Origin of the sequence: Bradyrhizobium guangxiense (assembly GCF_004114915.1) — a bacterium.
Taxonomy (GTDB): Bacteria; Pseudomonadota; Alphaproteobacteria; order Rhizobiales; family Xanthobacteraceae; genus Bradyrhizobium; species Bradyrhizobium guangxiense.
Genome location: NZ_CP022219.1, coordinates 1,474,530 through 1,500,079, shown reverse-complemented (window position 1 = coordinate 1,500,079; position 25,550 = coordinate 1,474,530). Strand labels below are relative to the sequence as shown.

The 25,550-nt window shown below is 64.7% G+C and carries 28 protein-coding genes and 1 riboswitch; of the genes, 14 read left to right on the top strand and 14 right to left on the bottom strand.

Features of this window, described 5'->3' with window-relative positions; all coding sequences use genetic code 11:
• The first annotated feature begins 89 nt into the window (after positions 1–89).
• Positions 90–1,184 carry an Acg family FMN-binding oxidoreductase gene (locus tag X268_RS07130; RefSeq protein ID WP_128924271.1) on the top strand — a complete coding sequence of 365 codons (1,095 nt, stop codon included), beginning with the start codon at positions 90–92 and terminating at the stop codon, positions 1,182–1,184.
• Here X268_RS07130 and X268_RS07125 read toward each other — a convergent pair.
• On the bottom strand, positions 1,181–1,783 hold the full coding sequence (locus tag X268_RS07125; protein ID WP_128924270.1) for a hypothetical protein: 603 nt from the start codon (positions 1,781–1,783) through the stop codon (positions 1,181–1,183). The two genes, X268_RS07130 and X268_RS07125, sit on opposite strands and share 4 nt — an antisense overlap.
• Before the next feature lie 42 nt (positions 1,784–1,825).
• On the opposite strand from X268_RS07125, the gene X268_RS07120 reads away from it, so the two are divergent.
• Entirely contained in the window at positions 1,826–2,713 is an 888-nt protein-coding gene (locus tag X268_RS07120) for a nucleotidyltransferase domain-containing protein (protein ID WP_245477800.1), read from the top strand.
• 68 nt (positions 2,714–2,781) lie between these two features.
• On the opposite strand, the gene X268_RS07115 is transcribed toward X268_RS07120, so the two are convergent.
• Together X268_RS07115 and X268_RS07110 are read right to left on the bottom strand one after the other, a co-directional pair.
• Positions 2,782–3,417, bottom strand: coding sequence for a hypothetical protein (locus X268_RS07115; RefSeq protein ID WP_164937592.1), 636 nt, complete (start codon positions 3,415–3,417; stop codon positions 2,782–2,784).
• A 208-nt stretch (positions 3,418–3,625) separates the two neighbouring features.
• Positions 3,626–4,489, bottom strand: a complete 864-nt coding sequence (locus tag X268_RS07110; RefSeq protein ID WP_128924268.1) for a DUF1194 domain-containing protein — start codon at positions 4,487–4,489, stop codon at positions 3,626–3,628.
• Positions 4,490–4,760: 271 nt separating this feature from the next.
• A riboswitch (Fluoride riboswitch) is annotated at positions 4,761–4,838 on the top strand.
• Positions 4,839–4,929: 91 nt separating this feature from the next.
• Here X268_RS07110 and X268_RS07105 point away from each other — a divergent pair.
• From X268_RS07105 to clpS, 5 genes are read left to right on the top strand one after another with little or no spacing between them, the layout of a single operon-like run.
• Positions 4,930–6,138: an MFS transporter gene (locus tag X268_RS07105; RefSeq protein WP_128929174.1), complete on the top strand. Its 1,209-nt coding sequence runs from the start codon at positions 4,930–4,932 to the stop codon at positions 6,136–6,138.
• A gap of 19 nt (positions 6,139–6,157) precedes the next feature.
• Positions 6,158–6,547: a fluoride efflux transporter CrcB gene (gene crcB, locus X268_RS07100; RefSeq protein ID WP_128924267.1), complete on the top strand. Its 390-nt coding sequence runs from the start codon at positions 6,158–6,160 to the stop codon at positions 6,545–6,547.
• Between the two features lie 6 nt (positions 6,548–6,553).
• On the top strand, positions 6,554–6,976 hold the full coding sequence (gene crcB, locus X268_RS07095) for a fluoride efflux transporter CrcB (protein WP_128924266.1): 423 nt from the start codon (positions 6,554–6,556) through the stop codon (positions 6,974–6,976).
• 2 nt (positions 6,977–6,978) lie between these two features.
• Entirely contained in the window at positions 6,979–7,320 is a 342-nt protein-coding gene (locus tag X268_RS07090) for a DUF190 domain-containing protein (RefSeq protein ID WP_128924265.1), read from the top strand.
• A gap of 42 nt (positions 7,321–7,362) precedes the next feature.
• Positions 7,363–7,668 carry an ATP-dependent Clp protease adapter ClpS gene (gene clpS / locus X268_RS07085; protein WP_061878702.1) on the top strand — a complete coding sequence of 102 codons (306 nt, stop codon included), beginning with the start codon at positions 7,363–7,365 and terminating at the stop codon, positions 7,666–7,668.
• Positions 7,669–7,672: 4 nt separating this feature from the next.
• Here clpS and X268_RS07080 read toward each other — a convergent pair whose 3' ends face one another.
• The 4 genes from X268_RS07080 to fabI form a co-directional block, all read right to left on the bottom strand.
• Complete coding sequence (locus tag X268_RS07080) at positions 7,673–8,860, bottom strand: adenylate/guanylate cyclase domain-containing protein (RefSeq protein ID WP_164938099.1); 1,188 nt, start codon at positions 8,858–8,860, stop codon at positions 7,673–7,675.
• Between the two features lie 117 nt (positions 8,861–8,977).
• Positions 8,978–10,066: a chorismate synthase gene (gene aroC, locus X268_RS07075; protein ID WP_128924263.1), complete on the bottom strand. Its 1,089-nt coding sequence runs from the start codon at positions 10,064–10,066 to the stop codon at positions 8,978–8,980.
• A 160-nt stretch (positions 10,067–10,226) separates the two neighbouring features.
• On the bottom strand, positions 10,227–10,826 hold the full coding sequence (locus tag X268_RS07070) for a histidine phosphatase family protein (protein ID WP_128924262.1): 600 nt from the start codon (positions 10,824–10,826) through the stop codon (positions 10,227–10,229).
• Positions 10,827–10,902: 76 nt separating this feature from the next.
• A complete protein-coding gene (fabI, locus tag X268_RS07065) occupies positions 10,903–11,712 on the bottom strand; it encodes an enoyl-ACP reductase FabI (protein WP_128924261.1) in 810 nt (269 codons plus the stop codon).
• Between the two features lie 170 nt (positions 11,713–11,882).
• Between fabI and X268_RS07060 the strand changes: the two genes are divergently transcribed.
• Together X268_RS07060 and X268_RS07055 are read left to right on the top strand one after the other, a co-directional pair.
• On the top strand, positions 11,883–12,371 hold the full coding sequence (locus X268_RS07060) for a sigma-70 family RNA polymerase sigma factor (protein WP_128924260.1): 489 nt from the start codon (positions 11,883–11,885) through the stop codon (positions 12,369–12,371).
• 106 nt (positions 12,372–12,477) lie between these two features.
• A complete protein-coding gene (locus X268_RS07055; protein WP_128924259.1) occupies positions 12,478–13,248 on the top strand; it encodes an anti-sigma factor family protein in 771 nt (256 codons plus the stop codon).
• Between the two features lie 319 nt (positions 13,249–13,567).
• Here X268_RS07055 and X268_RS07050 read toward each other — a convergent pair whose 3' ends face one another.
• Both X268_RS07050 and X268_RS07045 read right to left on the bottom strand, forming a co-directional pair.
• Positions 13,568–14,530: a DnaJ C-terminal domain-containing protein gene (locus tag X268_RS07050; protein ID WP_128924258.1), complete on the bottom strand. Its 963-nt coding sequence runs from the start codon at positions 14,528–14,530 to the stop codon at positions 13,568–13,570.
• Positions 14,531–14,638: 108 nt separating this feature from the next.
• Positions 14,639–15,046, bottom strand: a complete 408-nt coding sequence (locus tag X268_RS07045) for an RT0821/Lpp0805 family surface protein (RefSeq protein ID WP_164937591.1) — start codon at positions 15,044–15,046, stop codon at positions 14,639–14,641.
• Between the two features lie 113 nt (positions 15,047–15,159).
• Between X268_RS07045 and pdxH the strand changes: the two genes are divergently transcribed.
• Positions 15,160–15,801 (top strand): pyridoxamine 5'-phosphate oxidase, encoded by a 642-nt coding sequence (pdxH, locus tag X268_RS07040; RefSeq protein WP_128924256.1) that lies wholly within the window; start codon positions 15,160–15,162, stop codon positions 15,799–15,801.
• 48 nt (positions 15,802–15,849) lie between these two features.
• Entirely contained in the window at positions 15,850–16,602 is a 753-nt protein-coding gene (locus tag X268_RS07035; RefSeq protein WP_128924255.1) for an SDR family NAD(P)-dependent oxidoreductase, read from the top strand.
• Positions 16,603–16,757: 155 nt separating this feature from the next.
• Here X268_RS07035 and X268_RS07030 read toward each other — a convergent pair whose 3' ends face one another.
• Positions 16,758–16,976 (bottom strand): hypothetical protein, encoded by a 219-nt coding sequence (locus X268_RS07030; protein WP_128924254.1) that lies wholly within the window; start codon positions 16,974–16,976, stop codon positions 16,758–16,760.
• Positions 16,977–17,160: 184 nt separating this feature from the next.
• On the bottom strand, positions 17,161–18,138 hold the full coding sequence (locus tag X268_RS07025; RefSeq protein WP_128924253.1) for a magnesium transporter CorA family protein: 978 nt from the start codon (positions 18,136–18,138) through the stop codon (positions 17,161–17,163).
• A gap of 337 nt (positions 18,139–18,475) precedes the next feature.
• Between X268_RS07025 and X268_RS07020 the strand changes: the two genes are divergently transcribed.
• Complete coding sequence (locus X268_RS07020; RefSeq protein ID WP_128924252.1) at positions 18,476–19,162, top strand: L,D-transpeptidase; 687 nt, start codon at positions 18,476–18,478, stop codon at positions 19,160–19,162.
• 36 nt (positions 19,163–19,198) lie between these two features.
• Here X268_RS07020 and X268_RS07015 read toward each other — a convergent pair whose 3' ends face one another.
• Positions 19,199–20,320, bottom strand: a complete 1,122-nt coding sequence (locus X268_RS07015) for an extensin family protein (RefSeq protein ID WP_128924251.1) — start codon at positions 20,318–20,320, stop codon at positions 19,199–19,201.
• A 64-nt stretch (positions 20,321–20,384) separates the two neighbouring features.
• Here X268_RS07015 and X268_RS07010 point away from each other — a divergent pair, with 64 nt between their 5' ends.
• Both X268_RS07010 and X268_RS07005 read left to right on the top strand, forming a co-directional pair.
• Positions 20,385–22,013: a fatty-acid--CoA ligase gene (locus X268_RS07010; protein WP_128924250.1), complete on the top strand. Its 1,629-nt coding sequence runs from the start codon at positions 20,385–20,387 to the stop codon at positions 22,011–22,013.
• 201 nt (positions 22,014–22,214) lie between these two features.
• The gene (locus X268_RS07005; protein WP_128924249.1) at positions 22,215–23,069 is read left to right on the top strand and encodes a DUF1499 domain-containing protein; all 855 of its coding nucleotides are present in this window, start codon (positions 22,215–22,217) and stop codon (positions 23,067–23,069) included.
• A 121-nt stretch (positions 23,070–23,190) separates the two neighbouring features.
• Here X268_RS07005 and X268_RS07000 read toward each other — a convergent pair whose 3' ends face one another.
• A complete protein-coding gene (locus X268_RS07000; protein ID WP_128924248.1) occupies positions 23,191–24,114 on the bottom strand; it encodes an MBL fold metallo-hydrolase in 924 nt (307 codons plus the stop codon).
• Positions 24,115–24,225: 111 nt separating this feature from the next.
• Complete coding sequence (locus tag X268_RS06995; RefSeq protein ID WP_128924247.1) at positions 24,226–25,440, bottom strand: acyl-CoA dehydrogenase; 1,215 nt, start codon at positions 25,438–25,440, stop codon at positions 24,226–24,228.
• Positions 25,441–25,550 lie beyond the last annotated feature (110 nt).

Below are 25,550 nucleotides of genomic sequence, written 5' to 3'. Positions count from 1 at the left end.
CTCACACGCCCGCGAATGTCCTCAAAGCTTGATGCCAGTCAATCGCGCAGCCATGCGCTGGCGCTAAAAGCCGTTCTGCGCAATTCAACATGGAGCGGACGTTCGTGGTTGACCGACGACAGTTCATCGCAACCGCGCTGGGGCTGTCCGCGGCAGCCGTCGGCGGCTTCCCTGCCGCAGCGGCAACGATGACCTATGATGAGGCGGTGCGCATGTCACGAGCCCCGCTGCAGCCTGCGCCGAGAGACCGCGAGCTCGTGCGCTTTGCCACTCTCGCCGCCAACAGCCACAATACCCAGCCGTGGATCTTCTCCGCGCGCGGTAACGAAATCACGATTTCGCCGGATTTCACCCGCCGCTGTCCGGCCGTCGATCCGGACGATCATCACCTCTTCGTTAGTCTCGGCTGCGCCGCCGAGAACCTCATCCTCGCTGCGTCTACGCTCGGCTGGCGCGCCGACCCGACCGTCGACGGCGACCGCATCGTGATCGCGCTCGAGGAAGCGCCGCCCGCCGCATCGGCGCTGGCGGCCGCGATTCCGGTCAGGCAATGCACCCGTGCGGCGTTCGACGGCAGGCCGGCAGCACCCGAGACCTTGCGCCGGCTCGAGGACGCCTGTCGCGAGCCAAACGTGGCAGCAATCCTGATGACCGAACGCGCCGCGATCGCCGGGGTCACCGACTACGTGCTCGAAGGCAATTCGGCGCAAATGCGCGACCAGACGTTCATGCGCGAGCTCGTGAGCTGGATTCGCTTCAACGAGGCGGACGCGCTCGCGACCTTGGACGGATTATTCGCGCCCGCCTCGGGAAACCCTTCCCTGCCCTCATGGTTGGCGCGGCCGCTGCTGAGGTTCTTCCTCACCGAGAGCGGGGAGAACAAGAAGTACCGCGAGCAGCTCGCCAGCTCTGCCGGCGTCGTCGTGCTCGCGGCCGATCGCAGCGACAAATCGCATTGGATTGCGGTCGGCCGCGCCTGCCAGCGCTTCGGTCTGCAGGCGACCGCGCTCGGACTCAAATATTCCTTCGTCAACCAGCCCGTCGAGGTTGCGGCGCTGCGGCCGCAATTTGCGACTTTCCTCGGGCTCGGCGAACGGCGTCCTGATATCGTGATGCGTTTCGGAGCCGGCCCGGATCTGCCGAAATCGCCGCGGCGTCCACCGGAGCTGGTGATGCGATCCTAACGCCGCAGACCGCTCAGCGCCGGCGATTCGCCGGGTAGCATGTTCGACCTGATGTCGCTGTCCATGCGGCCCGAATCCTGCTGGGTGAAACCGGCCCCGAACGAGAGGCTGAGATTGGACGTCGGCTTGAACTCGACACCTGCAAATGCGCTGTAGCCGGGGGCTGCACCGGAGGTCAGTGGCGCGAGCGAGCTGCCGATACCATTGCCGTATTTCATCGTGTCGAAGCCGGCAAAGAAGGTCACGGGCAAGCCGCCTGCGGTCTTGGTGGTGTAGCCGAACTGCGTGCTGTCATAAGAGAGCGCGTTGAAATTGCCGGCGAGGCCAGTCTGACCGAGACCGCTCCAATTGAGGTTGCCGCGCTGGCTCCCAACAAAGAAGCCACTCGTCGAGCCGCTGCGCCAATCCGCATCGCCGGCATTGAAGCTCGTGAGGTTGCCGTAAGTATCGGAACTCTGGTCGGCGCCACCGCTGAGACCGAAGGGCCCGCCGGGAATCCAATATCTCAGCGGCGCGACCTGCGCATGGGCCGAAGTTGCGGCCAGGCAAAGCGCTGCAATCAGAGTTGCAAGAACGCGTGAAGGGGCGAGGCTGGACATTCAAGCTACCGTCAGGATTTTTGCCGATTATACTCCGCGGACATGACCAATGCCAGCCGAGCGTCCGCGCCGACGTCACGACTCTCCCCACAACCAAACCTCATGCCTCACGATCCGCTGCTCAGCCACCTGACATCCAGTCTCGCCGAGGTTCCTGGCATTCAGGCGATCGTGCTCGGCGGCTCACGTGCGCGCGGCAGTGCACATCCTGCATCGGACTATGACATCGGGCTGTATTGCTCCGAGGCCCGCCCGCTCGATACGGATCTGCTCCAGACCGTGGTCAAGGACATCGCCGACGATCCAGGCGCCACGACCGTGACGAGGTTTGGCGAATGGGGACCGTGGATCGTCGGCGGCGCCTGGCTGTCGGTCGAGGGGAAAAAGGTCGACCTGCTGTACCGTCGCACTGACGAGGTCGAACGCGTCATGACGGACTGCCGGAACGGGACGGTCCTCATGGCCTACCAGGCCGGCCACCCCCACGGCTTCTGCTCGGCCATCTGGATGGGCGAGATCGCCTATTGTCAGCCTCTGCACGATCCGCAGGGCCTGGTCGCGCGGCTGAAATCGATCGCCCTGCCCTATCCCCGCCCGTTGCGCGAAGCCCTGATCCAGCGCTTCCAGTGGGAGATCCTGTTTGGCATCGAGAACGCCGAGCTCGCCATTGCGCGCGATGACCGCACTCACATCGCCGGATCTCTCTACAGATCACTCGGCTGCATCGCGCAGGTGCTGTTCGCGCTCAACGAACGCTATCTCATCAACGAGAAAGGCGCGCTGCACGAAGCGGCCCGCCTGCCGCTCACGATCCCGCACCTGGCGGAACGGGTTGACGATGTCTGGCGGATGATCGGCGAAGGCGCCTTCGCGGCCGCCTGTGACGACGTGCGCAAGATCGACCGTCAGCTGAAGGTGCTGTGTCAATGAAAGCATCGAGAATGCGGTGACATCTGACGATGTAGGGGCGAAGGGTTTTTCGCCGGAGGACGGCGCGCTCAGGCCGTCTTGTCGACCGAGGACGATGAATCGGCCGGCGGGGATTTCGTAACCGGCACCATGAAGGATTTGGTGCCGACCTGGTAGATAACCTTGCCGTTCTGCCCGTCATCGGTTGCGATCTGCGCCTGGCCGAACATGATGACGTTCTTGTAGACGTAGCCGGTTCCCTGACGGGTGACGCCGTCGGTGGTGACGCTGACCTGGGCTTCCTTGCCATTGACGGACAGCACCTTGAAGCTCGCGCTCTTGCCGTTCGCGCTGGAATAGCCGCCCCAGCTTCCCATCAGGCGGCTGTCGGAAGCCGGCGGGGCCTGCTTCTCGAGATTCGCGGTCTGCTTGCCGGCCCCCCCGAAGGAGAACAGCATCACCATGTTCTTGCCGTCCTTGGTGCCGACCGTGACCCCGCCAAAGGTGATGAGCGTGCCCTGAACCTCGCCAAAGCCGCGCTCGGTGTGCCCGTTGTGGGTGTACTCGACCTGCGCCCGGGCACCGCGGATGTTCACGACCTTGAAGCCGACGGGCTGGTTGTTGCCCACCCAATTGCCCTTCCAGTCGCCGACCAGAGCACTCTGGTGATACAGCCGCTCGTTGGCGGGCGAAATCTGGTTGGTGCTCGAGGTGACGGTCGCCATTGGATTGCTCGGTGGACGGGTGCGATGAACCCGCTCTCGTTCGTTCGTCAGCCGGCAATCTCGGGATGCCGGGCGGAAACAAACAGAAACCGTCCGATTAGGGCCATGCGCCGGTTAACGAGCGGTTAAATTCAACCGCCGGACGAGATGAGGCGAAAGGTCTCAAGGCGAAAAGCCTCAAGGCGAAAGGTCTCGAGCCTTGGGGGGCCTATCGGCCCCAGCGGTCCGACCAGATCTTTTCGCCGATCAGGCAACTGACGCGCGGCTCCTTGTCGGCGACTCGCACCACGGGGCGCTCCGGCGTGCGGCCGGCGACCTCCATCAGCAGCTTGGTGCGGATCGCTTCCTTGAACTTGTCGCGGTCCTTGATCGTGATGACGAAGGAGCCGGGACCGCCAATGACGCAATCCTCGTAGTAGAGATCGAGATTGTCGATATCCATCGTCGAATAGGACGGCTCCTTGACCATGATCGGCAGGCCGTTGATAACGACGCCCTTCTCGAGCGCCGCATCGCGCGCCACCGTGACCGGGCCGCCATTGTTGTTGGGGCCGTCGCCGGAGATGTCGATCACGCGGCGCAGGCCCCGATAGGGATCCTCGTCGAACAGCGGCATTGCGAAGGTGATCGCCCCGGAGATCGAGGTGCGCGAGGCGCGCCGGATCGGCGTCTTCATGATCTCGGCGGCGACCGCATCCGCCGTCTCAGGACCATCGACCAGCCGCCAGGGGATGATGATCTTCTGGTCGCTCGAGGCGGCCCACTCGAAATAGGTCACCGCGATCCGGCCGTTCGGACCGAGCTTCAGCGCTTGGAGGAACTCCTTGGACTGGATCGCCTGCGCGTAGCCCTCGCGCTGGATCGCGAGCTCGTCCATATCCATGGAATAGGACACGTCGACCGCGAGGATCAGTTCGACGTCGACCGTCTGCGCGTCTCTGTCGGCCGCCAGCCGCTGCGGCTGAGTCCTGGGTGGCTCAAATTTAGGCCCTGGTGCCGCGACGCCCGCGACATCCCCTCCGGCAAACATGCCGGCCACCAGCACAGCCCCGATCGAGAACAGCAAGCGCATCGCAGCCTCCCGTCGTATGATGCGATGGTGACATGCAATCGCCCTGCCGCAAAGCGCGAAGATCGCCTGCACTTCACATTCAGGTTAGGAATCTGTGGGTTAGACGTGCACGCGCGTTGCGCAAAGCTGCCGCCATGTTGCCACGCTCGCGCCGCCGGAACGGGCCCGCTCGCTCGCACCCAGCGGGCACACGATGCGCGACGCGGGAATGAAGGGCACGGCACAGAACCCCCCCGCCACTTGTCCAGCGCGATTTCCATGCTAGGTTGGCCGTACAGATGGGGATGGAGTCCCCCGATAACCGCCCGGCGGTCGATGACCGTGGTGGGCTAATGACTCCTGCTTGAGGAGGGGCATTCATTGAGCCTCTGCCTTCGGCGGGAGCATGGACAACCCCGCCGGTGGCGGGTTTTTTGTTGTCCGGCGACGAAGGCGAGGACGTGACGACGACGACACCGAATGCCGAGCGTGCGGGGTTGCCCAGGGGAATCTGGGTGCTCGGCTTCGTCTCGATGCTGATGGACATCTCCTCCGAGATGATCCACGCGCTGCTGCCCGTCTATCTCGTCACCGTGCTCGGCGCTTCGACGCTGACCGTCGGCTTCATCGAGGGCATTGCCGAGGCGACGGCCTCGATCACCAAGATCTTTTCCGGCGCGCTGTCGGACTGGCTCGGCCGCCGCAAGCTGCTCGCCGCGCTCGGCTACGGCCTCGCCGCCGCGACCAAGCCGCTATTCCCGCTTGCACCCAGCGTCGGATGGCTGGTGGCGGCGCGCTTCGTCGATCGCGTCGGCAAGGGCATTCGCGGCGCGCCGCGCGATGCGCTGATCGCCGACATCGCCCCCGCCGGCCTGCGCGGAGCGAGCTTCGGCCTGCGGCAATCACTCGACACCTTCGGCGCCTTCGTCGGGCCGCTGGTGGCGATCGGCCTGATGTGGTGGACGGTGGACAATTTTGCCGCCGTGTTCTGGGTGGCGGTGCTGCCGGCCTTCCTGTCCTTCGGCTTGATCGCGTTTGCGGTGCGCGAGCCGGAGCCGGATCCGAGCCGAGAGCCGGCCAAAAATCCGCTCAATGTCGCCGCGATGCGGCAGCTCGGAGCGGTCTATTGGCGTGTCGTGGCCGTCGGCGTCGTCTTCACGCTCGCGCGCTTCAGCGAGGCCTTTCTGATCCTGCGCGCACAGAACATCGGGCTCAATGCGATGTGGGTGCCGGCGGTGCTGGTGCTGATGAACATCGTCTACGCCCTGTCGGCCTATCCGGCCGGCGTGCTCTCGGACCGGATCAACCGCACCGGCCTGCTCGCGCTGGGCCTCGTCTTCCTCGCGTGTGCCGATCTCGCGCTCGCACTGCTGGGAAGCCTTGCCGGCCTCGCGCTCGGCGTCGTGCTGTGGGGGCTGCATATGGGACTGACACAAGGCCTGCTCTCGGCCCTAGTCGCCGACGCTGCCCCGCCCAGCCTGCGCGGCACCGCGTTCGGCTATTTCAACCTGTTCACCGGCCTCGCCTTGCTGGCCGCGAGCGTGATCGCGGGCGCGCTGTGGGACGCCTATGGTCCGGCAGGAACGTTCCTTGCGGGGCTCGGCTTCGCGCTGGTTTCGCTGCTGGGGCTACTGGCCGTCGGCGACGGTCTCGCAACGAAGGACAAATGATGACGGGGGAGCGTTCATCGTGCTGAGCGGGGCAATCGCGATCATGATCGGCAGCGCCCTCGGCGGCTGCGCGCGCTATTTCGTCTCCGGTGTGATCGCGCGTCGGCTCGGCGAAACCTTTCCCTGGGGGACCATGACGATCAATGTCACCGGCGCCTTCCTGATCGGCATCTTTGGCGCGCTGGCAACCCATCCTGGTTCGGTATTCGCATCGCCCAACCCATGGCTGTTCGCGGTCACCGGCTTTCTCGGCTGCTACACCACGGTGTCCTCCTTCAGCCTGCAAACGCTGACGCTTGCGCGCAGCGGCGAGCCGATGCATGCGCTCGGCAATATCCTGTTCTCGGTCGGACTGTGCCTTACCGCCGTCAGCTGCGGCTTCGTCCTTGCGGACGGTCTGGGAGGCTAGAGGCCGATGAACTCTCCCGCCGAGCGCTGGCGCGTTGCGCTGCTCTATGCCTGGGTCGCCGCCGGCAGCATCGTCGGCGGCCTGACGCGTTATCTCGTCGGGCTTACGCTCGACACCGGGCCGGGCTTTCCCTTCGCGACGCTGTTCATCAACGCGACGGGATCGCTGATCATCGGCTTCTACGCGACGCTGACCGGCCCCGACGGCCGCATGCTGGCGCGGCCCGAGCACCGGCAATTCGTCATGACCGGGTTCTGCGGGGGCTACACCACTTTTTCGACCTTCAGCCTGGAGACCTTCCGCCTGTTCCACGGCGGAATGAAATACACCGCGCTCGCCTACATCGCCGCATCCGTGATCTGCTGGCTGGTGTCGGTATGGATCGGTCATATGATGGCGAACCGCTACAACCGCTTGACAAGGAGCTGAGCATGCAAATTCCCAATCAGGCAGTTTCGCTCCGGATCTTCATCGGCGAGAGCGACCATTTCGAAGGCAAGCCGCTCTATGAAGCGATTGTGATCAAGGCGCGCGAGCTGCACCTCGCCGGCGCCACAGTGCTGCGCGGGCCGATGGGTTTCGGCAAGTCGAGTCGGCTGCACACCTCGAAGATCCTGCGGCTGTCGGAAGATTTGCCGCTGCTGATCGAGATCGTCGACAGCGAGGACAACGTCAACGCATTCCTGCCCATCCTGGACGGCATGATGTCGAGCGGGCTGATCACCTTGGAGAAGGTGCAGGTCCTGCAATATGGTGAGAAGGCCGCGAGCTGATCGCCGCGGCAGGAACCGAGCCCGCCGTGTCCAGGAGGCGGAATGAACGACACCGTCACCAAGCCGAAAACCAGGACCAAGACCAAGGTCGAGCGGCCACGGCTGCACAAGGTCATCCTGATCAACGATGACTATACGCCGCGCGAATTCGTCACCATGGTGCTGAAGGCCGAGTTCCGCATGACGGAGGATCAGGCCTACAAGGTGATGATCACCGCGCACAAGCTGGGGGCCTGCGTCGTCGCGGTGTTCACCAAGGACGTCGCCGAGACCAAGGCGACGCGCGCCACCGACGCCGGCCGCGCCAAGGGCTATCCGCTGCTGTTCACGACCGAGCCGGAGGAATAGCGGCTCAACCAACCAGCGCCGGCGTCTCTTCCGCCAGCCCGTACACCCGCTGTGCCTTGGACAAGCCCGCGATCGGAAACTCGCCGAGCTCGCGCCAATCGTGGCGGCAGGCATTGGCAAAGCCTTCCGAAGCCACGACGGTCCGCCCCAAGCGCCCCGTGATCTTCTCCAGCCTGGCGGCAAGGTTGACCGCGGGTCCGATGCAGGTGAAGTCGAGGCGGTTGCCGCCGCCGATATTGCCATAGAGGATGTTGCCGACATGCAGCGCGACGCCGAAGCGGAAGCGCTCGATGGCTTCGCCGACCGGAAAGGCCAGTGCCTCGACGCTGGCACGGGATTCACGCGCGGCCTCCAGAACGCGCGTGCAGACATGCGCGGCGTCGCCGACATATTCGTCGATCGGAAACACCGCGAGCAGGCCGTCGCCCATGAACTTCAGCACCTCGCCGCCATGGCCGCGGATCGCGCTGACCTGACAGTCGAAATAATGATTGAGGATCTGCACCACCGTCTCGGGCGGCAGCCGGTCCGACAGCGCGGTGAAGCCGCGCAGATCCGAGAGCCAGATCGCGGCCTGCATGGTGTCGTTGTGGCCGCGGCGGATCTGGCCGCCGAGGATGCGCGCGCCGGCGCGGTTGCCGACATAGGTGTCGAGCAGCATCTCGGCGGTGCGGCGCAGGCTGATGATCTCGCTGATGCGCGCGAGCGGCGTCACGATGGAGCGGATCGCCGCGATGTGGTCGTCGGTGAAGCCACCGGGATGCCGCGTCACCCAGCTCGTGGCGTGGACCGAGCCGTCGAGAAACGGCATCGGCACCGCGATGTAGTCGGTCGCTCCTTCGGCCCGCATGTCGTTGACGATGGGAAAGCGTTCGTTGCCGGGATCGATGCGCGCCCTGACTTCGATCCCCTGCTCGAACACGATGCGGAGCGGGCTTGCGGCGAATTCCGGCGTGTCCAGGATGTCGAAATCGACGGTGCCGATCTCGACCTCCTCGCCTTGCCGCCAGATGAAGTTGCGGCCGAAGATCTCAGGATGCAACGTGCGGATGAAGATGCCGAACCGCCAGAGCGGCAGACCGGCTTCGACCAGATGCTCGCAGACGTCCGCGATCATCTCGGCCGGGGTTTCCGACGACCTCGCGCCGTCGATCAGCCAGTTGGTGATGCGCTGGAGCTCGGAATTTTGCATGCCCGCATTTGCGGACGAAGTTGCGGGATCGTCAAGCCGCACGGTGGGCTGGTACCGCGACATGAACGCTCGCCCGCCCGCGGGTCTTCACCTCTCCCGACGGGAGGGGTGAAGCAACTAGCGTCCCACCTGCCCACGATCGCGCAGGAAATGGTCGGCCAGCACGCAGGCCATCATGGCTTCGCCGACGGGGACGGCGCGGATGCCGACACAGGGATCGTGGCGGCCCTTGGTGAAGATCTCGGTATCAGCGCCCTTGCGGTCGACGGTGAGGCGCGGCTGCAGGATCGACGAGGTCGGCTTCACCGCGAAACGCACCACCACCGGCTGTCCGGTGGAGATCCCGCCCAGCACGCCGCCGGCATGGTTGGACAGGAAGCGCGTGCCGTCATTGCCGGTACGCATCTCGTCGGCGTTCTCCTCGCCGGTCAGCTCGGCGGCGCCGAAGCCGGCGCCGATCTCGACGCCCTTCACCGCGTTGATGGTCATCATCGCTCCCGCCAGATCGGAATCGAGCTTGGCGTAGATCGGCGCGCCAAGTCCGGCTGGCACGCCTTCGGCGACGATCTCGATCACCGCGCCGATCGAAGAGCCGCTCTTGCGGATACCGTCGAGGTAGGTCTCGAAGAACGCCGCCTTGTCCTTGTCCGGGCAGAAGAACGGATTCCTGGCGATCTCGTCCCACTCCCACTTCGCACGGTCGATCTTGTGCGGGCCGATCTGCACCAGCGCGCCGCGCACCTTGACGTCCGGTATCACCTTTCGCGCGATCGCGCCGGCAGCGACGCGCATCGCGGTCTCGCGCGCGGAGGAGCGGCCGCCGCCGCGATAGTCGCGCAGGCCGTATTTGGCCTCATAGGTGAAGTCGGCGTGACCGGGGCGAAACTTGTCCTTGATCTCGGAATAGTCCTTCGAGCGCTGGTCGGTGTTCTCGATCAGGAGCCCGATCGGCGTGCCCGTCGTCACCTGCACACCGGTCTCCGGATGCGCCATCACGCCGGACAGGATCTTGACCTGGTCCGGCTCCTGGCGCTGCGTGGTGAAGCGCGACTGGCCGGGCCGGCGGCGGTCGAGGTCCTTCTGGATATCGGCCTCGGTGAGCGGAATCATGGGCGGGCAGCCGTCGACCACGCAGCCGATCGCCACCCCGTGGCTCTCGCCGAAGGTGGTGACGCGGAACATATGGCCGAAGGTGTTGAAGGACATCCGTCTCTAGCTCGTAAGTCAGTTCTGACTTGTGGTGGTAACGCGGGGGAACACCGGGGTCAAACACACTCGGTCATTCCGGGGCGCCCGAAGGGCGAACCCGGAATCTCGAGATTCCGGGCTCGGTGCCGCGCACCGCCCCGGAATGACGAAACCGAGCCTAACTGAACTTCTCCAGCCGCCCCTCGCGGAACACGTAGACGGCGCCCTGCTGGATATAGAGCTCGGCGGCGCTGGCCGGGGTTTCCAGGCCGAGCGAAACCATCAGGGCCCGGCAGGTCCCGCCATGGGCGACGGCGACGGTGTCGGCTCGCAGCTGGTCGTACCAGGCGCGGACGCGGACCTGGACATCGGCATAGGTCTCCCCGCCCGCGGGGCCTACCGTCCATTTGTCGGCGAGACGCCTGGCGTAAATGTCGGGATCAGCCGCCTCGCTCTCGGCCAGTGTCAGCCCTTCCCACGTGCCGTAGCCGATCTCTCGCAACCGATCATCGAGCGCGTATTCGCCGACCGGCAGTTCGAGCTTGCCGCGCGCGAGCTCCATGGTCTGGCGCGCACGGCCAAGCGGGCTCGACACGTAAGGCAATGACGCCTTATCACGCCCCTCGCGCCTGAACAGGTCGGCGAGAATGCTGCCGGCCTCAACCGCCTGACCGCGCCCGCGCGCGTTCAGCGGAACGTCCTTGGTGCCTTGAAGCCTGCCGAGCGCATTCCACTCGGTCTCGCCGTGGCGAAGATAATAGATCGTGGGCACGGCCATTCCAGGTCTAAGGCTAGTCGTCTTGTTTGGGCATGATCTTGTCGGAAAACCGGTTTCCACCTTTCCGGATCATGCTCTACCCGCCGAACGAGATATCCGGCGCATCGGGCCGCTTCATGCCCAGCACGTGATAGCCGGAATCGACGTGATGCACCTCGCCGGTGACGCCGCGCGAGAGCTCGGAGAGCAAATACAGCGCGCTGCCGCCGACGTCCTCGGTCGAGACGTTGCGCCGCATCGGCGCGTTGTACTCGTTCCACTTCAGAATGTAGCGGAAGTCGCCGATGCCGGAGGCCGCGAGCGTCTTGATCGGGCCTGCCGAGATCGCGTTGACGCGGATGTTCTTCTCGCCGAGATCGGCGGCGAGATAGCGCACGCTGGCCTCCAGCGCCGCTTTCGCCACGCCCATCACGTTGTAGTGCGGCATCCACTTCTCGGCGCCGTAGTAGCTGAGGGTGATGAGCGAGCCGCCGTCGGTCATCAGCTTCTCGGCGCGCTGCGCCACCGCCGTGAACGAGTAACAGGAGATCAGCATCGACTTGGAGAAATTCTCCGGCGTGGTGTCGACGTAGCGGCCGTCGAGTTGCTCGCCATAGGCGATCGCATGCACCAGGAAGTCGATCTTGCCCCACTTCTCCTTCAGCACCGCGAAGGCGGCATCGATGGTCGCGGCATCGGTGACGTCGCAATGGCCGAGCACGAGACCGCCGATCTCGGCGGCGAGCGGCTCGACGCGCTTCTTCAGCGCATCGCCTTGATAGGTGAAGGCGAGCTCGGCGCCCGCGGCGTGGCATGCCTTGGCGATGCCCCAGGCGATCGAGCGGTTGTTGGCAAGACCGAGGATGACCCCGCGCTTGCCCTGCATCAGACCTGAATTCTGCGCCATTTTTGAACGTCCCGTCGAACTCGTAAGGTTTGGAGGTACACCAGCCCTCCCCTGCGGTACAGCCCTAATACACTGCGTTAACGCTGTTTCGAGCACCGGAATAGCCGTTCCATTCGGGTGTTATGATCGCTATAGGCGCTCGCGCCTGAGATCAGGACGTCTAGACCGCAATGAGTGCGTTTCGCCAGAGTGTGGAAGCCATGATCCCGGCGTTGCGCCGCTACGCCCGCGCGCTGACGCGCGATGCGGACGCGGCCGATGATCTGGTGCAGGACACGCTGGTGCGGGCGCTGCGCTCGGAGCGATTGTTTCTCGGAGGCGACGTCAGGAGCTGGCTCTACACGATCCTGACCAACCTCAACAAGAACCGGCGGCGCTCGCTGGCGAGACGGCCGCAGTTCATGCAGCTGACGGAGAACAACCCGGACGCCAGCGGCACCGAAGCCGAAGGGCGCGACATCGAGAGGGCGCTCGCCACGCTCGTCGAGGAGCAACGTTCGGTGCTGCTCCTGGTGATGCTGGAAGGCATGAGCTACCGCCAGGTCGCCGACATCCAGGGCGTGCCGATCGGCACCGTGATGTCGCGCCTCGCTCGTGCCCGCGCCCACGTCAAGGCATCGCTGGAGGGCGAGCGCCCGGCGCTCAGGCGGGTGAAATGATGGCAGGGTTGATGCATCGCGGATCCGTTGCCTGCAGCGTGCCAAGGCCGCGAGCGAAATTGAGTTCTGAACGACATTGTGGGCCACAGAGCCAGAGACGATTGATATGAACGACCGCAAGATCCCAGTGACCGAGGACGAACTGCACGCCTATGTCGACGGCGAGCTGCCGGTCGAGCGCCGCGCCGACGTCGAGGCCTGGCTTGCCGCCCATCCCGAAGAGGCCGAACGCGTGCAGTCCTGGCGAGCCATGGCAGAGATGCTGCACGCCCGCTACGACGCCGTCGCCCAGGAGCCGGTGCCGGCGCGGCTGGAGCTCGAGCGGCTGGAGCGCCGTCCGCGGCAATGGCTCTATGGCGCCGCCGCGGCCGTGCTGGTTGCTTTCGTCGCCGGCGGCACCGCCGGCTGGGTCGCGCATGGCGCCGCCAGCGCGCCCTCGACATTCCAGAGCTTTACCGCGGACGCGCTCGACGCGCACCGCCTCTATGTCGTCGAGGTCCGCCATCCCGTCGAGGTCGGCGGCAATGAGCGCGACCACCTCCAGGCCTGGCTGACCCGGCGCTGCGGCTGGACGGTGTTTGCGCCGAACCTGGAGGCCAGCGGGCTGAAGCTGGTCGGCGGCCGGCTCTTGCCGGGGCCGAACGGTCCCGCATCGTTCCTGATGTATGAGGGCGCCTCGGGTGAGCGCTACACGATCTATACGGCCAAGACCGAGAATGGTGCGACGCAAATGCGCTATGCCAAGACGGACAAGGACGGGGCGCTGTTCTGGGCCGAGCGGGGCGTCGGCTACGTCGTCAGCGGCGGCGGCGATCGCGACCGGCTGACCAAGGTGGCGCAGGCTGTCTATGATCAGGCCGAGAAAAACGGCACCTGAACGACCGCTCGAGCGCGGTGCCCAGATTCCGTCATTGAAAATTTGGAATCAAGACATCGGCGCGTCTCATTATCGCACCGGATGATCACGCGAAAATGAGCAGCGTTCGATCCGCCGATCGACGCGGGCGGCCTCGATTGGGGTTTTTGGTACCGCGCTGGTCCCCCTCTCGAGGCCGCACCTTTTTATTTTATCGGCTGCCCCGCCGGACAGCCGACACGTCGAGTTCACGAGGCGCTACCACGCCTCAGGCATATGATGAGCATCATCTCCAGGACGATGCCCTAGGCCTTTCGGAGAACCCCTTCAGTTCGATCGTCTAGCCAAGCCCGCTACGTGGATTGTAGGGGTGTTGGTCCCGCCATTTCTCCATCAATGCTTCAAGCTCGGCGTCGTTCCCGTCTGGTAGCATAATCCTGATGATGACGAAGAGATCCCCGGTTCCGCCAGATTTCGGCAGCCCCTTGCCCTTGAGGCGGAAGGTTCGGCCGCTGGAGGTGTTTTTCGGGACCGACAGCTCCACGGCATTGCCGAGGGTGGGAACGCGGACTTTGCCGCCGAGCACGGCCTCGTAGAGCGTCACCGGCAGATCGATCCGCAAATCGGCGCCCTCGACCTTGAAGAAGGGGTGGGGGGCGATGCTGATGGTGATCAGGAGGTCGCCGGGCGGATGGCCCTGCGCGGAGTCGCCCTGCCCCCGCAGCCGGATCTGCTGGCCCTCGGTGACGCCAGCCGGAATCTTGACGTTGAGCTCCTTGCCCGTCGGCAGCCGGACGCGCTTCTCGCCGCCCTTGACCGCCTCTTCGAGCGAGACGGACATCGCAACATTGACGTCGAGATCGAGCCCGATCCCGCCGGTGTCGAATTCGAACTGGGCGCCGCCGCCGGCTCCGGGCCGCGCTCCGCGCATCCCGCCGCCGAACATGCTGTTGAGGATATCCTCGAATGCGCCGCCGCCCTGGCCGGGGCCGCCGCCGGAGCGGAACGTATAGCTTTCGAACCCACCGGGACCGGCACGGCCGCGCGGCCCGCCGCCGCCCGGAAACCCCTGGAAGCGCGGCTTGCCCTCGGCGTCGATCTCGCCGCGGTCGAACTGCTTGCGCTTGTCCTCGTCGCCAATGATCTCATTCGCCGAGTTGATCTCGGAGAAGCGCTCAGCGGCCTTCGGGTCGTCCTTGTTGCTGTCGGGATGATGCTTCTTGGCAAGCTTGCGATAGGCGCTCTTGATCGCGGCAGCGCTGGCGCTCCGCGGCACCCCCAAGACCTCATAGGGGTCGCGCATCGTCACGTCTCCTTCAAGAAATCGAATTGTTCAAAGGGCTCCCCGCCCCACCTGCGATCCATGTGGGGGTGGAGTGGCATTTTTGCAACTAGGGTCGTCGGCCGAATCCTAGCTCCGCCACGGCTTTAGCGTATGAATCTCCCAACGGCCACGGCTGCTTTGGCAGCCGGCGCCCTGGAGCCAGCTTTCCGTGTTGCCGTTGACGTAGCTCGCCAGGAAATCGCGGCACTTGCGGCCGTCCTCGGCGGCATAGGACTGCGCGATCGGCGTCACCGAGCCGCGCGCCCCGGTCTCGGGATTCTCCCAATGCTGGCTGGAATCCTTGTCGCCCTTGCTGAGGACGTCGGTCGCGGCGTTGCGGGCGAAGGCGAGATCGGTCTCGGTCGGCGGGGCGTCCTTCGCCGGCCGCGCGATCGAGCCGGTGAGATCGCCGTCATCGGCCTTGGCGTAGGCACTCTGGTCGTTGCGGGAAAAGCTGCATCCCCCGGTCCCGAGTCCGATGAGAATGAGCGTCATGACGAAGCCGGACGGCCGGATCGCCGATAGGCCAACGCGTCCCCATGCCCTATATAGGGCGGTAGCGGACAACAACGCGTTTTGGGCCGCAGGACGCAACTCGGACTCCAGATATGAGCGACACGACCTCGATGAAACACCAGACACCCTTAACATCCGGTGATTTCACCGCCGCCGACGAGCCATTTGCACTGTTCGAGGCCTGGTTGAACGAGGCGATCAAGAGCGAGCCGAACGATCCGAACGCCATGGCGCTCGCAACCGTCGATCCCGACGGCTTGCCTGACGTGCGCATGGTGCTGATGAAGGGCTTCGATACCGAGGGCTTCGTCTTCTACAGCCACATCGCCAGCCAGAAGGGCCGCGAGCTCGCCGCAAATCCTAAGGCGGCGTTACTTTTTCACTGGAAGTCGCTGCGTCGTCAGGTCCGCATCCGCGGCACCGTGACGCCGGTGACGGAGGCCGAGGCCGACGCCTATTTCGCCACCCGCCCCAAGCAGGCGCAGATCGGCGCCTGGGCGAGCAAGCAGTCGCAGGAGTTGGAGAGCCGCTTCGCGTTCGAGCAAGCCATCGCGAAAGTCGCGGCCAGATACGTCATCGGCGAAGTGCCGCGGCCGCCGGGCTGGAGCGGATGGCGCATCGCGCCGTTGCGGATCGAGTTCTGGCACGACCGCCCGTTCCGTCTGCACGACCGCATCGAATTTCGCCGTGACGCGGCCGGCCAGAAGTGGTCCAAGACGCGGATGTATCCTTGAGCCCATCTTGAACCTGTCTCGAGCTTTGGGCCGACCTGAAAGATGTCCATGCCGCATTCGTCCAATGCGCCGCGCCGTACGCTGCTCCTGACCGGAGCCAGCCGCGGCATCGGCCACGCCACCGTGATCCGCTTCTCCTCCGCGGGCTGGCGCGTCATCACCTGCTCGCGGCATCCCTTCCCGGAGGACTGCCCGTGGGATGCGGGTCCCGAGGACCACATCCAGGTCGATCTCGGCGATCCCGAGGACACCGCGCGCGCGATCAGCGAGATCCGCAACCGGCTGGAGGGCGGCACGCTGCACGCGCTGGTCAACAACGCCGCGATCTCGCCGAAGGGGCCGGGCGGCTCGCGGCTCGGTTCGGTCGATACCGATCTCGACACCTGGACGCACGTCTTCCATGTCAACTTCTTCGCGCCGATCATGATGGCGCGCGGGCTGATCGAGGAATTGAAGGCCGCCAAGGGCTCGGTCGTGAACGTCACCTCGATCGCGGGCTCGCGCGTGCACCCGTTCGCGGGCGCCGCCTACGCCACCTCGAAGGCCGCACTCGCGTCGCTGACGCGCGAGATGGCCTCCGATTTCGGCCGCATCGGCGTGCGCGTCAACGCGATCGCGCCGGGCGAGATCGACACCTCGATCCTGTCGCCGGGAACCGAGAAGATCGTCGAGCAGCAGATCCCGATGCACCGCCTCGGCACGCCCGACGAGGTCGCCAAGATCATCTACGTGCTGTGCACGGACACCAGTTCTTACGTCAACGGCGCCGAGATCCACATCAACGGCGGCCAGCACGTGTAGGCGCCACCGTCATTGCTTCGCCGCGCATGCGCAAGATTGCCCTGCAATCTTGTCGCGAGCTCCTCGCAACGACTGAATTGGAAACAACGCTCAGGGAAGCAAGGCGATCCAGACAACGCCGCCGCAAGATCTGGATCGCCCTCGCCTTCCGTTCCTCAATCGATTCGAATCCGACGCGACCTGTCGCGCGGCCGCGGAGCGGCCGAGCCGAATGCGGTCGAGCAATCGTCGTCGTTCTCACCGTCGAGCAGCGGAGCACCACAGTGCCGGCACATGCGCGCCGACATCGACGACGCCTTGCCGCTCGCCAGGACCTGGCGATAGATCGCCAGGTCGATGACGTTGCGGGGCGACGTTATGTGTTTTTCAACCATGGTTGTTCCTCGCGGCTACGCACTGCTTATCGCAGACAAGTTTCGCGCAAACGTTCAGCCCACCGCTCAAATTTTACCGGAGGAATTGGGGCGGCAGGCAGGCATCACCGCGCGGCCGCAATCCCGCTCTATTCTGCGACACCAACCGTGATGTCTGTGCGAACGCTGTAAGGTCTCGGTAGTGTTACAGCCACTTCTTGAACTTGAAGATCCAGTACGGAACGATCGCGGCGATCAGCATCATCACCAGCGCCATCGGATAGCCGTGCACCCATTCGAGCTCGGGCATTACCTTGAAGTTCATGCCGTAGATCGAGGCGATCAAGGTCGGCGGCATCAGGACGACGGCCATCACCGAGAACAGCTTGATGATGTTATTCTGCTCGAGATTGACGACGCCGAGCATGGCGTCGAGCACGAAGGTGATCTTGCTGGAGAGATAGGAAGCATGGTCGGTCAGTGAGGCAACGTCGCGCTGCATGGTCTTGAGCTGCTCGCGCATGTCCTTGGACCATTTCACGCCCTCGACCACCGCGGACAGGAACGTCACGACCCGGCCGATCGACACCAGGCTCTCGCGAACCTTCGAGGTCAGATCGCCCTTGCGGCCGATCGAGATCAGGATCCGGGAATACTGCTTGGCGTGACCGTGGCGCTCGCTATCGGGCTCGAAGATGTCGTGGCTGACCTGATCGATTTCGGCGCCGCATCGCTCCAGGATGTCGGCGCAGCGGTCGATCACGGCGTCCAGCAGTTCCATCAGCACCATCTCGCCGGTGATGGAGGGCGTGCACGAGCGGGCGAGCTTGGCCTCGACCAGGGCGAACGGCTTCGGCAGGTCGTAGCGGACCGTCACCAGTCGGTGGTCGCCGAGGATGAAGGTCACCGCCGTGGTCCGGGGCATGTCGGTATCGGAGTGGCACATCAGCGTCGCGGTCATGTAGCGCGCGCTGTTCTCGATATAGAGCCGGCTGGAGATCTCGATCTCCTGCATGTCTTCCCGGGTCGGGATGGCGATGCCCGCGAGCCGCTCCACCGCCTTGTCCTCGGCCGCGGTCGGATTGACGAGATCGATCCAGACCGCGTTTTCGGGCAGCGCAGCGAGATCCTCAACGACAACCTTCTTCAGGGCGGAGTCGGAGGGAACAAACACCGAAAACATGAACAACTCCAGAGAACCTGCGACAGAATGACAGCCCTTAGCGCGATTCTGACAAGTTCACGATGACAACCACATTAACGGAGCATTTGCATTTGTGGCGGTGCCATGGCCGAACTGTGGCGCGGAATCGACAGTCCGGCGCCTGCTTGCCCAAAAACCTCCACGCCGCCGTAAAACTTGCGGCAGAAAAGCCACAGCTTGGCTCTCGCAGCGCGGGATAAGGGCTTCAGTGCTGGAATTGTGGCAGATTTCAACGATAATGGGCTTAACGGAGTCGAGGAACTTGGGCGTTAAGCTCGGGCCGTCCGCACGGTATTGCTTTGATTGGAACCAAACCATGTCGTCGCTGAAAGTTAAGTTTGGGATTTTGGCCGCCGGCCTGATGCTGTCGGGCTGCATGCAGGCCACACATTTCGAGGCGACCGACACCAAGGCCTTCAAGCCGAAGGACAAGGAACTTCTCGCCAAGGTCCGGTACGAGAACACCCCGGTTGCGGAGCCGTTCCGCCGTGCCATCGTCGAATACCACCGCAAGGAGTCGCCGGGCTCGATCGTGGTCGATTCCGACAATCACTATCTCTACTACGTGCTGGAAGGCGGCAAGGCGATCCGTTACGGCATCACCGTCGGCGAAGAGGCCATGGCCTGGTCCGGCATCGCCAAGGTCGGCAGCATGACCGAATGGCCGGCCTGGCATCCGACCCCGGGCGAGATCTCGCGCCTGGGCGTGCCGACCTATGTTGCGCCCGGTCCGGACAATCCGATGGGCTCGCGCGCGATGTATCTCTACTCGGGCGGCAAGGACACGCTGTTCCGCATCCACGGCACCAATCAGCCGGAATATATCGGCGCCTCGATCTCGTCGGGCTGCATCCGCCTGACCAATGAGGACGCGATCGACCTCTACAACCGCGTCAAGGTCGGCACCATCGTCGTGGTGCTTGAGCCGAAGCATGGCGACTCGCCGTACAATTCGCGGCTTGCGCTCGGCGGCAGCCAAACCGGCCAGGCCGGCAGCTACTGATCGCCTCTTGATCCCCTGAGATCCAAAAGCGCCGGTTCACCGGCGCTTTTTTGTTGCCGGCTTGTGCGGCTTGGTCTTGCTGCCTTCGGCCGCCGGCTTCTCCGCGGGCGCTTGGGCCTTTTCCACCGCCTCGTCGTCGGCTCCATCCTTCGCCTCGGGCTTGGCCTCGGACTTGGCCTCGGACTTGGCCTCGGACTTGGCCGCGATCTCGCGCGGCGGCGCCTCCTCGGGACGTTCCGCCGGCAGCAATGGCGCGACCTGTGGCAGCGGATCCCAGACATTCCACTGGCAGATCCGGTAGTCGTTGCGCCGCTGCGCGAGGTCGAGATGGACATGGTCCTCGTGGTACCAGTCCGAGCCCGGGCCGAGCACAGTGGAAAAGCGGGCGCAGACCGAGTGCAGCACGCGCTCGCGCACCTCGCGCGACATGGTGCGGTCGGTGAGGCCGATCGACTGCCCGTTGGCCAGCTTGACGGCACGGACGTCGAGCGCGTTGGCCTTGCCGTGCTCGGATAGCAGCGCACCGGTGACGCGGTTGCGGCCGCGGCACTCAAAGCTGTCGAAATTATCGAGTTCGCCAATGGTCGAGCCGAGGCTGGTGGCCAGCGGCACCATGTCCTTGCGCAGCCAATCGGCGATCGCGGACGCCATGGTGCAGCGAAGGATCGCCGCCGGCTTGACCGTCACCTTGCGCTTGTCCGGCAGCACGACGGCTTCCAGCCGCACCAGATCCTCGCCGCCGCAGGCGCCGGGGCCGCGGATGTCAGGAATTGAGGGGGCGATCGCAATCTCCTCGGTCAGGGCAAGACGGCAGGCCGAGACCGGTTTCTGGGGTGGCGGCGCAGCCTCGGCGGGCTTGTCGGCGCCGGGCTTGTCCGCGAGGGGCTTGTCGTCAGCTTCCGGCGGGGCCTCGTCCGATGCCTTGGGCGCCTGCTCGGGGCGCGGTCTCGGCAGCGGGATCTTGGCCGAATGCACCGCGGGACGCGGCCGGGGTGCGCCGATCCCGAAGATATCCAGCGGGGATGCATGCCTTCGCGCCTCTGCCGTCCCGGCGAACCCGAGCGCTAAACCGAGCGCAGCGGTAACCATTGCCGCCCGAGCGGACATATAGCCGCGACAAGACCATTTGCGGCGAAAGTCCGGCAGGCTAAAACTCATGGCAATCTTTGGCCCAACGCTGAGAGCGACAACGCGCCCAGCGACTTCTCGGAGGAACGTCGGAATGCTTGGTTTGATGCAAGATTGGCCCCTGCTCTGCCACCGGATCATCGAACACGCCGCCAAAATTCATGGCAAGCAGGAGGTGGTCACGCGCTCGATCGAAGGACCGATCCATCGCACCACTTACGCTGAGATCCACAAGCGCGCGCTCAAGGTCTCGCAGATGCTGGAGCGTGACGGCATCAAGCTCGGCGACCGCGTCGCGACGATCGCCTGGAACACCTGGCGCCATCTCGAGGTGTGGTACGGCATCATGGGCATCGGCGCCATCTGCCATACCGTCAATCCCCGCCTTTTCCCCGAGCAGATCGCCTGGATCATCAACCATGCGCAGGACCGCATCGTGATGACCGATCTCACCTTCGTTCCGATCCTGGAGAAGATCGCAGACAAGCTGCCGAGCGTTGAGCGCTACGTCGTGCTCACCGACAAGGCACACATGCCCGAGACCACGCTGAAGAACGTGATCGCCTACGAGGACTGGATCGCCCAGGCGGACGGCAAATTCAAATGGAAGGACTTTGACGAGAACACGGCAGCCGCGATGTGCTACACGTCCGGCACGACGGGCGACCCGAAAGGTGTGCTGTATTCGCATCGCTCCAACGTGCTGCACGCGCTGATGGCCAACAATGTCGACGCCCTCGGCACGAGCGCGTCCGAGACAATGCTGCCGGTGGTTCCGCTGTTCCATGCCAACAGCTGGGGCATCGCCTTCTCCGCCCCCTCGCAGGGCACCAAGCTGGTGATGCCCGGTGCCAAGCTCGACGGCGCCTCGGTCTATGAGCTGCTCTCGACCGAGAAGGTGACGCATACGGCCGGCGTGCCGACGGTGTGGCTGATGCTGCTCCAGCACATGTCCGCCAATAATCTCAAGCTGCCGGACCTGAAGATGGTGATCTGCGGCGGCTCGGCGATGCCGCGCTCGATGATCAAGGCGTTCCTCGACATGGGCTCGAACGTGCGTCACGCCTGGGGCATGACCGAGATGAGCCCGATCGGCAGCGTCGCGGCGCTGAAGCCGCCATTCCAGAACGCCACCGGCGATGCCAGGCTCGACGTGCTGCAGATGCAGGGCTATGCCCCCTTCGCCGTGCAGATGAAGATCACCGACGATGCCGGCAAGGAGCTGCCCTGGGACGGCAAGACCTTCGGTCGCCTCAAGGTCTCCGGCCCCGCCGTCGCCAAGGCCTATTACCGCGTCGACACCAACATTCTCGACGAGGATGGCTTCTTCGACACCGGCGACGTCTCGACCATCGACGAGGACGGTTACATGCGGATCACCGACCGCTCCAAGGACGTGATCAAGTCCGGCGGCGAGTGGATCTCCTCGATCGACCTCGAAAATCTCGCGGTCGGTCATCCGGCCGTGGCGGAAGCCGCCGTGATCGGCGTGTTCCATCCCAAATGGGACGAGCGGCCGCTTCTGATCGTGCAGCTCAAGCAGGGCCAGCAGGCTACGCGTGAGGAGATCCTGAAATACATGGACGGCAAGATCGCCAAATGGTGGATGCCCGACGACGTTGCCTTCGTCGAAGGCATTCCGCATACCGCCACCGGCAAGATCCTGAAGACGGCGCTGCGCGACCAGTTTAGGGATTACCGCTTCCCGAACGCGGCGGCGTAAGGCTCACACACAACGTCATTCCGGGCGGCTCGAAGAGCCGACCCGGAATCTCGAGATTCCGGGTCTGGTCCTTCGGACCATCCCGGAATGACGGGCAGTAACAGCCCGGTATCTCTTGAATTTGCCCGTCGGCCGTGGTCTCAACGGCCCATCGTCGCGCCGGATCGGCCGGCATCGCCAACCCCGGCAGAGCTTCATCCGATGGCCCGCAGGTTTTCCGCTCCCTATCAATCGGAGCCCGTGTCAAGCCTCGCGAGCTGGGCGCGCAATTTGGCCGTGTTCGCGGTGGTGGCGGTGGTGGTGTCGATCATCATCGTCCGCTTCGACTTCCTGGAGCCGAAGCCGGCGCTTGCGACCTTCTTTGGCGGACTCGCCATCGCCGGCCTCTCGATCCTGTTCGGGCTCGCCGGCTTCGCCGCGATCTGGCAGAACGGCTCGCGCGGCATGGCGCGCATCCTGCTCGCGTTCCTGATCGACGGGGCGATCCTCGCCTATCCCGCTTATCTGGCCTTGCAATATCGCAAGCTGCCGGCGATCTACGACATCACAACCGACCCGATCGACCCGCCGCGTTTCGAGGCTCTGGCGCGCCTGCGCACCGGCGAAGGCACCAACAGCGCAGTTTATGCCGGCCTCTATTCGGCGGAGCAGCAGCGCCATTTCTATCCCGACGTCGAGCCCGTCGAGCTCGAGATTTCCGTCGACCGCGCCTATGCGATCGCGCTCCAGCTCGTCAACAAGCGCAAATGGACCGTCATCGACGAGCGCGCACCGCAGCCACCGCGCCGCATCGGCCGCATCGAGGCCGTGGCGCGCACGCCGATCATGGGGTTCCGCGAGGACATTTCGATCAGATTCGTGGCGGACGGCGATGATTCCCGCGTCGATATCCGCTCGGCCTCGCGCAATTTCGACAACGATCTCGGCAGCAACGCCGCGCGCGTCAAGAAATTCATCGACGATCTCAACACCGCCGCCGATGCCGACGCGCTCAAGCCGGTGAAGAAGACGCCGGTGACGCCGCCGAAGGCACCGGCAAAGACGGTGAAGAAATAGCCTCGACCGTCATTCCGGGGCGGTCCGCAGGACCGAGCCCGGAATCCATTGAGCCGCAGAGTTGGTGGATGAATGGATTCCGGGCTCGCGCTGGCGCGCGCCCCGGAATGACAGCGAAGGACTAGGCGCCCGCCATCCGGTACGTCCCGCCGATCACGGGATCGCCATCCGTCGCCACCACGCCGCGCGCGACCAAGTCTTCGAGGTGCGCCAGCACGGAATAGCCGGCGGCCGTCGTCAGCCTAGGATCGATGCCGATGTAGATTGCGCGGACCATGGTCGGGATGTCGGTCTCGCCCTTGGCAAGGCGATGCAGGATCGAGGCCTCACGCGCCTTGCGGTGACGGATCAGGAAGCGCACGAAGCGCTGGCCCTCCGGAATCTCGGGGCCGTGGCCGGAGAAATACAGGTCTTCCTCGCGGGCGGCGAGGCGGTCGAGCGAATCCATGTAGTCGATCATCGAGCCGTCGGGCGGCGCCACGATCGAGGTGGACCAGCCCATCACGTGATCGCCGACGAAGTTGAACTTTCGCTCCGGCCAGGCGAACGCCAGATGATTGGCGGTGTGCCCCGGCGTCGCCACGGCCTCGAGCCGCCAGCCGTCGCCTTCGACGACGTCGCCATGCGCGACGTTGACGTCGGGTGCAAAATCGCGATCGGCGCCGGATTCCGGATTGTGCTTCTCGCTCTCGAAACGCGGGCGCGAGGCCCGGTGCGGGCCTTCGGCATACACCGGCGCCCCGGTCGCCTGCTTGATCCGCGAGGTGTTCGGCGAATGGTCGCGGTGGGTGTGGGTGACGAAGATATGGCTCACAGTCTCGCCGCGCACGGCATTGAGCAGCGCCGCCGCATGCGCCTCGTCGTCCGGACCGGGATCGATGATCGCGACATTGCCGGTCCCCACGATGTAGCTGACCGTGCCGGTGAAGGTGAACGGGCTCGGATTATTGCAGAGCACGCGTCGCACGCCGGGGCGGACTTCCTCGACGACGCCGGCCTTCAATGGGAAGTTGCGGTTGAACGGGACGTCGTCGTTGTCGGACATGGCCTCTTCTTGTTCTTTGATGTCATTCCGGGGCGATGCGAAGCGTCGCACCCGGAATCTCGAGATTCCGGGTTCGCCCTTCGGGCGTCCCCGGAATGACGGAGAACCAAATCAGAAAAACGCCTGAATGCCCGTGATGGCGCGGCCCAGGATCAGGGCGTGAACGTCGTGGGTGCCCTCGTAGGTGTTGACCGTCTCGAGGTTATGGACGTGGCGCATCACGTGGTACTCGATCGAGATGCCGTTGCCGCCGTGCATGTCGCGAGCAGTACGGGCGATGTCGAGGGCCTTGCCGCAATTGTTGCGCTTCATGATCGAGATCATCTCGGGCGCGAACTTGCCCTCGTCCATCAGACGGCCGACGCGGAGCGAGCCCTGAAGCCCCAGCGCGATCTCGGTCTCCATGTCCGCGAGCTTCTTCTGCACCAGCTGCGTCGCGGCGAGCGGCTTGCCGAACTGCTTGCGGTCGAGCGTGTACTGGCGGGGGCGATGCATGCAGTCCTCGGCCGCCCCTAACGCGCCCCAGGAGATGCCATAGCGGGCGCGGTTGAGGCAGCCGAACGGACCCTTCAGGCCGGAGACGTTGGGCAGCAGCGCGTCCTCGGGGACGACAACCCCGTCCATCACGACCTCGCCGGTGATGGAGGCGCGGAGCGAGAGCTTGCCGCCGATCTTTGGTGCGGACAGGCCCTTCATGCCCTTCTCCAGCACGAAGCCGCGGATCTGGTTGTCATGCGCGGCCGACTTGGCCCAGACCACGAACACGTCGGCGATCGGCGCGTTGGAGATCCACATCTTGCTGCCGGTGAGGCGATAGCCGTCCGAGACCTTCTCGGCGCGGGTCTTCATGCCGGCCGGATCGGAGCCCGCATCGGGCTCGGTCAGGCCGAAGCAACCGACCCACTCGCCGCTGGCGAGCTTCGGCAGGTACTTCTTGCGCTGGTTCTCGTCGCCATAGGCGTAGATCGGGTACATCACCAACGAGGACTGCACCGAGTTCATTGAGCGATAGCCGGAATCGACTCGCTCGATCTCGCGTGCGACGAGGCCATAGGCGACGTAGCTCGCATTGGCACAGCCATATTCTTCCGGCAGCGTGATGCCGATCAGGCCGAGCTCGCCCATCTCGTTGAAGATCTCGCGGTCGGTCTTCTCCTCCAGATAGGCCTTGGAGACGCGCGGCAGCAGCTTGTCCTGCGCATAAGCGCGGGCGGTGTCGCGCACCATGCGCTCGTCTTCGGTCAGCTGCTCGTCGAGCAGGAACGGATCGTCCCACTGGAAAGAAGCCGCAGCCGGCTTGTCCTTGGCCTGAGGGCGCACGCTCATGAAACGTCCTTTCGTCTGGTTCCGTCTAGAAATTGCCCGACAAATTAAAGCGCCGCGGCAACAAGTGCAATTGCATCCTGGTTTCGGTCATTCCGGGGCGATGCAAAGCA

Coding starts and splice junctions, on each gene's coding strand:
- X268_RS07130 (WP_128924271.1), top strand. CDS start 90: ATGGAGCGGACGTTCGTGGTTGACCGACGACAGTTCATCGCAACCGCG.
- X268_RS07125 (WP_128924270.1), bottom strand. CDS start 1,783: ATGTCCAGCCTCGCCCCTTCACGCGTTCTTGCAACTCTGATTGCAGCG.
- X268_RS07120 (WP_245477800.1), top strand. CDS start 1,826: ATGACCAATGCCAGCCGAGCGTCCGCGCCGACGTCACGACTCTCCCCA.
- X268_RS07115 (WP_164937592.1), bottom strand. CDS start 3,417: ATGGCGACCGTCACCTCGAGCACCAACCAGATTTCGCCCGCCAACGAG.
- X268_RS07110 (WP_128924268.1), bottom strand. CDS start 4,489: ATGCGCTTGCTGTTCTCGATCGGGGCTGTGCTGGTGGCCGGCATGTTT.
- crcB (WP_128924266.1), top strand. CDS start 6,554: ATGAACTCTCCCGCCGAGCGCTGGCGCGTTGCGCTGCTCTATGCCTGG.
- X268_RS07090 (WP_128924265.1), top strand. CDS start 6,979: ATGCAAATTCCCAATCAGGCAGTTTCGCTCCGGATCTTCATCGGCGAG.
- clpS (WP_061878702.1), top strand. CDS start 7,363: ATGAACGACACCGTCACCAAGCCGAAAACCAGGACCAAGACCAAGGTC.
- X268_RS07080 (WP_164938099.1), bottom strand. CDS start 8,860: ATGCAAAATTCCGAGCTCCAGCGCATCACCAACTGGCTGATCGACGGC.
- aroC (WP_128924263.1), bottom strand. CDS start 10,066: ATGTCCTTCAACACCTTCGGCCATATGTTCCGCGTCACCACCTTCGGC.
- X268_RS07070 (WP_128924262.1), bottom strand. CDS start 10,826: ATGGCCGTGCCCACGATCTATTATCTTCGCCACGGCGAGACCGAGTGG.
- fabI (WP_128924261.1), bottom strand. CDS start 11,712: ATGGCGCAGAATTCAGGTCTGATGCAGGGCAAGCGCGGGGTCATCCTC.
- X268_RS07060 (WP_128924260.1), top strand. CDS start 11,883: ATGAGTGCGTTTCGCCAGAGTGTGGAAGCCATGATCCCGGCGTTGCGC.
- X268_RS07055 (WP_128924259.1), top strand. CDS start 12,478: ATGAACGACCGCAAGATCCCAGTGACCGAGGACGAACTGCACGCCTAT.
- X268_RS07050 (WP_128924258.1), bottom strand. CDS start 14,530: ATGCGCGACCCCTATGAGGTCTTGGGGGTGCCGCGGAGCGCCAGCGCT.
- X268_RS07045 (WP_164937591.1), bottom strand. CDS start 15,046: ATGACGCTCATTCTCATCGGACTCGGGACCGGGGGATGCAGCTTTTCC.
- pdxH (WP_128924256.1), top strand. CDS start 15,160: ATGAGCGACACGACCTCGATGAAACACCAGACACCCTTAACATCCGGT.
- X268_RS07035 (WP_128924255.1), top strand. CDS start 15,850: ATGCCGCATTCGTCCAATGCGCCGCGCCGTACGCTGCTCCTGACCGGA.
- X268_RS07030 (WP_128924254.1), bottom strand. CDS start 16,976: ATGGTTGAAAAACACATAACGTCGCCCCGCAACGTCATCGACCTGGCG.
- X268_RS07025 (WP_128924253.1), bottom strand. CDS start 18,138: ATGTTTTCGGTGTTTGTTCCCTCCGACTCCGCCCTGAAGAAGGTTGTC.
- X268_RS07020 (WP_128924252.1), top strand. CDS start 18,476: ATGTCGTCGCTGAAAGTTAAGTTTGGGATTTTGGCCGCCGGCCTGATG.
- X268_RS07015 (WP_128924251.1), bottom strand. CDS start 20,320: ATGAGTTTTAGCCTGCCGGACTTTCGCCGCAAATGGTCTTGTCGCGGC.
- X268_RS07010 (WP_128924250.1), top strand. CDS start 20,385: ATGCTTGGTTTGATGCAAGATTGGCCCCTGCTCTGCCACCGGATCATC.
- X268_RS07005 (WP_128924249.1), top strand. CDS start 22,215: ATGGCCCGCAGGTTTTCCGCTCCCTATCAATCGGAGCCCGTGTCAAGC.
- X268_RS07000 (WP_128924248.1), bottom strand. CDS start 24,114: ATGTCCGACAACGACGACGTCCCGTTCAACCGCAACTTCCCATTGAAG.
- X268_RS06995 (WP_128924247.1), bottom strand. CDS start 25,440: ATGAGCGTGCGCCCTCAGGCCAAGGACAAGCCGGCTGCGGCTTCTTTC.